Origin of the sequence: Micromonospora sp. S-DT3-3-22, from assembly GCF_015354745.1 — a bacterium.
In the GTDB taxonomy this organism is placed as follows: domain Bacteria; phylum Actinomycetota; class Actinomycetes; order Mycobacteriales; family Micromonosporaceae; genus Micromonospora; species Micromonospora wenchangensis.
Map to the genome: position 1 here is coordinate 19019 of NZ_JACGMO010000107.1, position 8182 is coordinate 27200.

The 8182-nt window shown below is 74.1% G+C and carries 8 protein-coding genes; 3 read left to right on the top strand and 5 right to left on the bottom strand.

Annotated elements, in window-relative coordinates:
• Window positions 1-14: 14 nt before the first annotated feature.
• From H1A17_RS25765 to H1A17_RS25780, 4 genes are read right to left on the bottom strand one after another with little or no spacing between them, the layout of a single operon-like run.
• Window positions 15-1037 carry a methyltransferase gene (locus tag H1A17_RS25765; RefSeq protein ID WP_145920156.1) on the bottom strand — a complete coding sequence of 341 codons (1023 nt, stop codon included), beginning with the start codon at window positions 1035-1037 and terminating at the stop codon, window positions 15-17.
• Entirely contained in the window at window positions 1034-2200 is a 1167-nt protein-coding gene (locus H1A17_RS25770; protein WP_309236864.1) for an aminotransferase class V-fold PLP-dependent enzyme, read from the bottom strand. Before H1A17_RS25770 ends, H1A17_RS25765 begins: the two co-directional genes overlap by 4 nt.
• Window positions 2197-3492, bottom strand: a complete 1296-nt coding sequence (locus H1A17_RS25775; RefSeq protein WP_145920155.1) for a tryptophan 2,3-dioxygenase family protein — start codon at window positions 3490-3492, stop codon at window positions 2197-2199. Before H1A17_RS25775 ends, H1A17_RS25770 begins: the two co-directional genes overlap by 4 nt.
• 56 nt (window positions 3493-3548) lie before the next feature.
• A complete protein-coding gene (locus H1A17_RS25780) occupies window positions 3549-4253 on the bottom strand; it encodes a tryptophan 2,3-dioxygenase family protein (protein ID WP_145920154.1) in 705 nt (234 codons plus the stop codon).
• Between the two features lie 448 nt (window positions 4254-4701).
• On the opposite strand from H1A17_RS25780, the gene H1A17_RS25785 reads away from it, so the two are divergent.
• The 3 genes from H1A17_RS25785 (at window position 4702) to H1A17_RS25795 (ending at window position 7735) form a co-directional block, all read left to right on the top strand.
• Window positions 4702-5262 carry a GNAT family N-acetyltransferase gene (locus H1A17_RS25785; protein ID WP_194823084.1) on the top strand — a complete coding sequence of 187 codons (561 nt, stop codon included), beginning with the start codon at window positions 4702-4704 and terminating at the stop codon, window positions 5260-5262.
• A 102-nt stretch (window positions 5263-5364) separates the two neighbouring features.
• Window positions 5365-6318, top strand: coding sequence for a siderophore-interacting protein (locus H1A17_RS25790; protein ID WP_309236865.1), 954 nt, complete (start codon window positions 5365-5367; stop codon window positions 6316-6318).
• A 193-nt stretch (window positions 6319-6511) separates the two neighbouring features.
• On the top strand, window positions 6512-7735 hold the full coding sequence (locus H1A17_RS25795; protein WP_194823088.1) for a multidrug effflux MFS transporter: 1224 nt from the start codon (window positions 6512-6514) through the stop codon (window positions 7733-7735).
• Window positions 7736-7779: 44 nt separating this feature from the next.
• Here the strand turns inward: H1A17_RS25795 and H1A17_RS25800 are convergent.
• A partial coding sequence (locus H1A17_RS25800; protein ID WP_228544226.1) for a hypothetical protein occupies window positions 7780-8182 on the bottom strand: 403 nt, incomplete at its 5' end.

Below are 8182 nucleotides of genomic sequence, written 5' to 3' on the forward strand. Positions count from 1 at the left end.
TGCCAGCCGCCCGGTCACCCCGGCTTGTACGCGGTGACCAGCTCCCACCCGCCGGGCAGCACCGCCACCCGGGTGAACCCGACCTCGGCGAGCAGCCCGGTGTAGAACTCGACCTCCCGCAGCCGGCTGACGCAGCTGTCCACGCCGATCAGGAAGTAGCTCCAGAAGAACTGCACGGCCAGCCGGTCGGGGGTGCGGAACTCCTCGGCGATCAGCAGCAGCCCGCCCGGCTCCAGCGCCGCGTACGCCTGCTCGACCAGGCGGCGGGCGACGTCGTTGGGCCAGTCGTGCAGCACCCGGACGAACGCCATCGCGTCGTAGCCCTCCGGCAGCGGCCCGGCCAGGAAGTCGCCGCCGACGAAGCCCAGCCGGTCGGGGTGCCCCCGGTCGACCCGGGTGGCCGCCACCAGGGGCGCCACCGCCGGCAGGTTGAACACGTCGGCCCGCAGGTCGTCGGCGGTGTCGAGGATGTGCGCGGCGAGCGTGCCGTCGCCGCCGCCGACGTCAAGCAGGCGTCGCCGGTCCGACCAGAGCCGGTCGGCGTGCCGGCGCAACGTCTCGATCACCGGGCCGAGCCCGGCGGCCATGCTGCGTTCGAAGTCGGCGGTCTGCGCGTCGGTCTTGGGCGGCCAGGCGAAGTCGTCGTCGCTCATGCCGACCTCGCCGCGCAGGCTCTCGGCGAGCCGGCCGTGCAGCAGCCGCCACGGGTAGCGGTCCCGGTCCCGTTCGATCGCGTCCGGGCCGACCACCGCCAGCACGGCGTCGCGCAGCCCCGGCACCGCCCGGTAGCTGGCCCCGGCGATGTCGTCGTCGGGTTCGTGGCGGGTGACGCAGCCGAGGCTCTCCAGGCAGTCGAGGAACTTGTACAGCCGCAGCGGGCGCACCCCGAACCGGTCGGCCAGCGCGTCGAGGCGTACCGGGCCGGGTTCCAGCGCGTCGAGCAGGCCGAGGGCCAGCGCGGTCTCCAGCACGTCGACGGCCTTGGGGCCGTTGACGAGCAGGCTCATCAACGCCCGGGGGGACAGGGTGACGCTCACCGGCCCAGCTCCTCGCCCAACGCGTCCATGAACGCGTCGACCTCGTCGACGGTGTTGTAGACGTGCGGCCCGACCCGCAGCCAGCCCCGCCAGCTACAGATCATGTTCCGCGCGGCCAGCCGCCGCTTGACCTCCTCGCCGTCGGGGACGTCCAGGCAGACCACCCCGCCCCGGCGCTGCGGGTCGGTGGGGCTGACCACGGTGATGCCGGCCGCCGCCGCCCGGTCCAGGACCCGCTGGGTCAGCGCCAGCGAGTGGGCCCGGATCGCCGCGATCCCGACGCCCGCCAGCAGGTCCAGGCCGACCTGGGAGATCAGCGAGGTCAGCGGGTACGGCGTGCCGCCGGCGAAACGCTGCGCCCCCGCCGCCCATCCGGTCGACACCCGGAAGGTCAACGCCCGGTCGCCGGCCTGCCACCCGGTCGCCGCCGGTGTCAGGCGTTCCGCCAGGTCGGGACGGACGTAGAGGAAGGCGGTGCCGGCCCCGCACAGCCACTTGTGCGCGCCGCCGAGGACGATGTCGACGCCGAGCGCGGTCACGTCCAGCGGGACCGCGCCGACGGTCTGGAAGGCGTCCACCACCACCAGCGCCCCGACGTCGTGGGCGCGGGCGACCAGCCGGGCCAGGTCGATGGTGGCCCCGGAGGAGAAACTCGCGTGGGGTACGCAGACCAGCAGCGTCCGTTCGTCGACGCGGGCGGCGAGGGCGTCCTCGTCGAACCGGGGGCCGCCGGTGCCGACCACGTCGAGCCGCGCGCCGTAGCGGCCGAACGCGGTGCCGATGAACGGCACCGTCGGGTACTCCAGGTCGGTGGTGACGATCCGGTTGCGGGGCGGGCGGTAGTCGAAGCAGGACAGCACCCGGGCCAGCAGGGTGCTCAGGTTGGCGTCGGTGACCACGCTGCCCGGGGGCGCGCCGAGCAGTGCGGCGACGGAGTCGGCGTACCGGTCGAGGCCGACGTGCCAGCCCTGCCACACGTCGTCGCGCCAGTCGCGCAGGGTCGCCCAGTAGTCGGCGAGCACCCGCTCGACGCCCCGGGGCGTCGCGCCGGTGGAGTTGTTGTTCAGGTAGACGCAGGTCTCCAGCAGCGGGAACTCGGCGCGCAGGACGGCGTGCGCGGCGGCGTCCAGGCAACGCGCCGGGTGGGTTGCGGGTGCGCTCACTCGCAGCAGCCTCCGATCGGATCGGTCCGGGGTGGACGGTTCTCGGTGGACACGGTGGTGAAGACCGGGACGGCGCGGACGGCCGCCAGATAGGGGGTGCCCTCGGTGTAGCCGGTGCCGGAGCGGGCGCCGAGCATCCGGGTCGCCAACCGGTGGTGGGTGCGCCGCCAGGTCAGCACCGCCTCGGCGAAGGCCGCCATCTGCTGCCGTACCAGGTCGAGGTCGGCTCCCCGCAGCGACCCGGCGTGGACCGCCGCGCGGTAGGCCCGGTCGATCGACGGCTGGCCGGCCCGCACCACCTCGCGTACCTCCGGCACCGACCGGTACGCGGTGGAGTCCAACCGCTCCGGCTCCGGCGTACGGCACAGCGACTCCATGATCTTGTACGAGCGGGACTGGATCGCGCTGGCCCCCTCGGTGTACTCGCGGAACGTCCGGAACGCCGCCGGTTGCATGGTGGCCAGCAGGGAGAACAGCGCCCCGGCGCCGCTGATCAGCTCCCGGGCGTACGCCAGCCGGCCGGCGGCGGGGCGGGGCCGGCCGGTGTCCAACGCGACGATCGTGCCCCGCAGCTCCTCGGCGACCCCGGCGAAGACGCACTCGTACGCCTGGAGGACCCGGATGAACAGGTACTCGTCGTGGGAGACGTAGACCGGCAGCATGCTCAACCCCAGGGCGCGTTCCCGGGCGGGATCGCGGCCGGTGACGGCGAGCCGGTGCAGCGCCACCGCCGCCGCGACCGGGTCCTGTTCGGTGACCGCCCCGGCCAGGCCGAGCCGGGTGAGGGCCGACGAGGCGGCGCGTACCCCGAGCCGGCACCGCTTCGCCACCAGCGCCGGCCCCGGCCGCTGCTCGGGGAGCAGGTCGATGGCGTCGGTCGAGGCGGCCAGCTCGAAGGCGAGGGCGTCGGCGACGAGGTCGACCAGGAGCCGGTCGCGTTCCCGTCGTCCGTCGCCCGGCCCCGGCCGGTCGACCTCCTCAGCCATCCGTCCGGCCGGTCCGCTCTCCGGGGCGTGGCCGGGCAGGGGGAGCAGGGGCAGGGCCAGGTAGCTGCGGTAGTCGTACCGGGCGTCCCACTTGTCGAGCGCCACGTCGAGGAAGGCGGACAACTCGCGGGCGGGGGTCGTCCGCGCGTTCACCCGGGCGCGCGCCTGGTCCAGCTGGACGAGGAGTTCCTTTTTGACGAAGTGTTTACCGACGCGATGAAATTCGGTGACCACTGCCTGGTAGGGAAATTGCTCGGGATCGGCCGTACCGGACGACCAGCTCGTCAGCTCACGCACGAACCGCACCTCGGAGGGGTATGTGTCAGGGGGAGCGCCGACGATTCTTCGAGTGGCGCGGCTCGTCATGCCTCTGCGGTGCCCGAATGCGCCGCCGCCGGGACGTCGGTGTCCGGCCGGGGCGGGCGCAGCTCGGGAAAGAACCGGTGCCCGAGGAGCTTGGCGAGCACGGTCGCCGCGCTGCCCGGGGTGCCGCCGGGGGCGTGCCCGCCGACCCGCAGAGCGACCTCGTAGTGGCGCGCCCGCCACCGGTGGACCTGCTCGTCCCAGGCGATCATCTCCTCGGCGAGTCGCCGGGTCGGGTCTGCCGGGGCCAGCGCGTCGAGCGTGCCGCCCCGGGTGGCGAGGTGATCGGCGAAGGCCCGGCCGAGCTGTCGGCTCACCGTAGCGGCCCGCCGCCAGCCGGGGGACTCGGCGCCGGAGCCGTTGCCCAGCGCGGGTTGCATCGTCTGGAAGTCGACCGGGGACAGGTGCCGGAACATCTCCAACTGGTCGGTGACCAGTCGCACCGCGAGCGTCGCGCGGGCCAGCAGCGCCGCCGCCCCGGCCGGGTCGGCGGCCCCGGTGCGCCCGACGGCGGCGGTCAGCTCGGCCTCGGCCAGCTTCAGCCACAGCTCGGCGGACTGGTGCACCACCTGGAAGAGCAGCTCGTCGCGGTGGAGCATCTCCTCCGGGCGGCGTTGCAGGGCGAGCAGCTCGTCGGTGCGCATGTAACGGGCGTAGTCCGTGGAGCCGTCGCCCGGCAGCACGGGTGACTGGTCACGTTTCACGACTGTCCCTTCTCCTGAACGCCGGCGCGCACGGGGACCGGCACTCGACGGCCGCAATTATCCAACGAAGAACAGCAATGTGTCACCCCCTGTTCCGCGAATAGTGCGCCCGGCGCGCCGAGCAAATAGCCGCCTTTACCGTACGAGCCTGTGCGCGTTAACAGAACGAATTACCCGAGTCAATACCGGTGCGTGCCTGACGTGTCACAGGCCGGCCGCCCCGGATGCGGTCGCCGACCCGCCGGTGGCCGGTGCGGTATTCCGGTCTCGCCGTTCCGGTGTCGCCGTCGGGGCGCGGCATCCCGGGCGGCGCATTGCTCCCGGTGGTCGTTTGCGTACTTTCCGAAGTTGTGGTGAGGTCTGCCTGACTCGTCGCTGACGGTGTCGCATCGACAGCGAAAAGTGATGTGCCGGCGGGCCGCCGGGCCCGTCGTCCGGAAGGAGTGCCATGACCGCTGCGCCGACCTCCACCTCGTGCCGGGTTGACGGTTTCGGGGAGGTGTCCATCCGGCCGGTGGACCCCGACCGGGACGTCGCGGTGATCCACGACTGGGTGACCCGGGAGCGGTCCCGGTTCTGGGGCATGCGCGGGGCCAGTCGGGAGCGGGTCCACGAGATCTATGCGTACCTCGACTCGCTGACCACCCACCACGCGTACCTGGTGCACCGGGACGGCCGGCCGGCGGCGCTGTTCCAGACCTACGAGCCGGCGGCCGACCCGGTCGGGCGGTGCTACGACGTACGCCCCGGCGACTTCGGCATCCACCTGCTCATCGGCCCGCCGGACGGTGGCCCGGAGCCCGGCTTCACCGGCGTGCTCCTCGACGTGTTCCTCGCGTTCGTGCTGGCCGACCCGACCCGGCTGCGGATCGTGGCTGAACCGGACGCCCGCAACGCCCGCGCCGTCGACAGGTTGGTCCGGGCCGGTTTCGTGCCCGGTCCGCAGATCGACCTGCCGGAGAAGCGGGCCCAACTGCTCTTCCTCGACCGTGCCGCTCGGGGCCGCTGACCAGGGGTGATGCTGCCTGGGCGGGGCGGTCGGCCTCGCCCGGACAGGGGATGGGTGACCCACGTCGCCATTCATCGTGTTGGTTAGGTTAGCCTCACCTACGTGCTTAGTGATCGAGTTCGCCCGGCGGGGGAGCGGCACCACCCCACCGGCACCGCGACCCTGCCCGTCGCGCCCTGGCGGCTGTTCGACGTGCAGGTACGCGCGACGCGCCGGCTCAGCCCGTCGTTCCTGCGGGTCACCTTCACCGGCCCGGACCTCGACCGGTTCGCCGACAACGGGTACGACCAGCGGATCAAGCTGGTGCTGCCCGCACCCGGCCGACCCGGCGTCCACCTGCCCGGCGGCGACGACTGGTACACCCACTGGCGCGCCCTGCCCGAGCAGGAGCGCTGCCCGATCCGCACGTACACCGTCCGGGCGGTCCGGCCGCACCTGGCCGAGGTGGACGTGGACCTGGTGCTGCACGGCGACCACGGCCCGGCCGGCCGGTGGGCGCTGCGGGTCCGCCCCGGCGACGAGGCCGGGCTGCTCGGACCCGACGCCGGCTACGACGGCGAGCACGGCGGCATCGAGTTCCGCCCGCCGCCCGCCGGCCGGCTGCTGCTGGCCGGCGACGAGACCGCCGTGCCCGCGATCAGCGCCATCCTGGAACGCCTGCCCCTCGACGCCCGGGGCGAGGTGCTGCTGGAGGTGCCGGACCCGGCCGACGTCCTGCCGGTGTCCGCCCCGCCCGGCGTCACCGTCAGCTGGCTGGCCCGTGCCGGCGGCGGACACGGCAGCCGGCTGCTGCCCGCCGTGGCCGCGGCGGCGCAACGGCTGCTGGCCCGCACCGGGGCGACGCCCGCCGAGGCGGTCGTCGACGTCGACGTCGACGTGGCCCCGCTGTGGGAGGTGCCCGCCCCGACCGCGCCCGTGCCCGTCTACGCCTGGCTGGCCGGGGAGGCCGGCGTCATCCGCGCCCTGCGCCGGCACCTCGTCGGCGAGCGGGGCGTGGACCGCCGCGCCGTCGCCTTCATGGGGTACTGGCGGCTGGGGCGCGTGGACCCCGCCTGAGCCGTGACCATCGGCTGTGACCCGCGTTACCTCTCGGTGGAGCGGGAATCAGAGCAGCGGGTCCGGATTTGAAGCCAGGTGTGACTGTCGTACCGTCTCACGCCCGGCCGCACCACGACCGGGCGGAGCTTCCCCGATGACCGATCTCGCCCACGACCAGCTGACGAAGGTCGCGCCGACGCCCGGAGACCTGATGACCCGCCGGCAGCGGGTACGCCTGGTCCTCGTCCTCGGCTCGCTGATCGCCATCGGCCCGCTGACCATCGACATGTACCTGCCGGCGCTGCCCGCCATCGCCGCCGACCTCATGACCACCTCGGCGGCGGTCCAGCTGACCCTCACCGGCACGCTCGCCGGGCTGGCCCTCGGTCAACTGCTGATCGGGCCGCTCTCCGACGCGGTCGGCCGCCGGGGTCCGCTGATCGCCGGCCTCGCCCTGCACATCGTGGCGTCGGCGCTCTGCGTCGTCGCCCAGCACATCGCCGTCCTCGGCGCGCTGCGGGTGGTGCAGGGCCTCGGCGTCGCCGCCGCCACGGTGGTCGCGATGGCGGTGCTGCGGGACCTGTTCAGCGGCACCGCCTTCGCCACCCTGCTGTCCCGGCTGCTGCTGGTGATGGGCGCCGCCCCCGTCCTCGCCCCCACCCTCGGCGGCGGCGTGCTGCGCTGGACGGACTGGCGGGGTGTCTTCGTGACCCTGGCCGTGTTCGGGGTGCTGCTCGTCGTGGTCGCCGTGATCGGCCTGCCCGAGACCCTGCCCGCCGAGCGTCGCCAACGCGGCGGCGCGTGGTCGACCGTGAGCCTGTACGGCTCGCTGCTGCGCGACCGGACCTTCGTGGGGCTGGTCGTGGTCGCCGGGCTGGCCATGGCGGCGCTGTTCGCGTACGTGGCCGGCTCGTCGTTCGTCCTCCAGGAGGGGTACGGGCTCGACGAGCAACAGTTCGGCCTGGCGTTCGGGGCGGGCGCGGTGGGCCTGATCGGGGCGGCCCAGTACAACGTGCGGCTGCTGCGCCGCCACCCGCCGCAGCGCATCCTGGTCACCTCGCTGAGCGTCGGAACCCTGGCCGGGCTGGCCCTGCTGGCCTTCGCCGTGACCGGGTTCGGTGGGCTGCCCGCCCTGCTGGTGGCGCTGTGGGTGGTGCTGGCAGCGGCCGGGCTGGCGATGCCCAACGCCCCGGCGCTGGCGCTGTCCCGCCACGGTGAGGCCGCCGGCACCGCCTCGGCCCTGCTCGGCGCGGTGCAGTTCGGCGTCGGCGCGGTGGCCGCCCCCATGGTGGGGGTGCTGGGCAACGGCGCGGTGGCGATGGCGCTGGTGGTCGCCGGGGGCATGGTGGCCGCGCTGGCGGTGCTGTTCCTCGTGGTCCGCCCGTCCCGGCTCGCCGACCTGGAACCACCCTCGGCGGTCGTCGTCGCGCACTGACGAGGACCGGTCGCCCCGCAGCCGGGCCGCGAACGGGCGGCCGGTCACGGGGTGTCCGGGTGGCCGGGGACCTCGCACAGCCGGTGGCTGTCGAAGATCTCCGTCACCCGGCGCAGGCTGACGTCGTCCCGGGCCAGTTCCATGGCGACCTGCTCCACGGCGTACAGGAAACCCCGGATGTCGGCGGGGGCGAGCAGGGCGGTGTCGGCCATCAGCGACAGGTGGATCCGCTCAGCGGTGCCGCTGGCGTCGACGTACAACGGCATCGCCTCGGCGGCGGCCCGCTGCGGCCAGTCGAAGGTGGTCGTCGCGGTGAGCCCGGCCAACTCCTGCGGGCCCGGCACCGGGCCGGCGGGTCGCGGTTGCAGCGACCACCGGTCGTTGAACTGGCCGCCGACCGGCAGGGGCCGCCCGGCGGCGTCGGCGGCGGCGCGGGCCACCTGGGCG